This is a genomic window from Lactobacillus sp. UMNPBX1 (assembly GCF_002554085.1).
GTDB classification, from domain to species: domain Bacteria; phylum Bacillota; class Bacilli; order Lactobacillales; family Lactobacillaceae; genus Lactobacillus; species Lactobacillus crispatus.
Window position 1 is genome coordinate 1 of record NZ_PCZI01000076.1, and the last position, 379, is coordinate 379.

General features: G+C 34.6%; 2 protein-coding genes. One reads left to right on the forward strand and one right to left on the reverse strand.

What is annotated here, in order from left to right; translation table 11 throughout:
* A partial coding sequence (locus CP352_RS10870; protein WP_369823555.1) for a LexA family protein occupies positions 1-141 on the reverse strand: 141 nt, incomplete at its 3' end.
* 128 nt (positions 142-269) lie between these two features.
* Between CP352_RS10870 and CP352_RS10875 the strand changes: the two genes are divergently transcribed.
* Positions 270-379 (forward strand): DUF896 domain-containing protein (locus CP352_RS10875; protein ID WP_143465313.1); only part of this gene is annotated, 110 nt, incomplete at its 3' end.

Sequence of the window (379 nt, forward strand, 5' to 3'; positions counted from 1 at the left end):
GTGTCCATGGACTGTTGAAGTTGAAGACAGGCCAACAGCACTACAAATTTCACGAACAGTCGGCGGATAGCCATGATCTTCAACTTGTTTGTGAATATAATTTAGGACGGCCATTTGTTTATTTTTTGCTACCTTTGCCATATTGACACCTCATTATCATTAATTGTGTTAAGCTTATCATAGATGGATGCATATTTCAAACGTACGTTCGCGATTTGCATTGATTTTATAAAATAAGTAAAATCGACTTTATTAAGGAGATGATTATAATGGCTGAATCGAAAGAACAAGATGCTTTATTGAAGCGAATTAATGAACTTGCTCATAAGAATAAAGAAGAAGGCTTAACTGAAGAAGAAACAAAAGAACGAGATCGTTT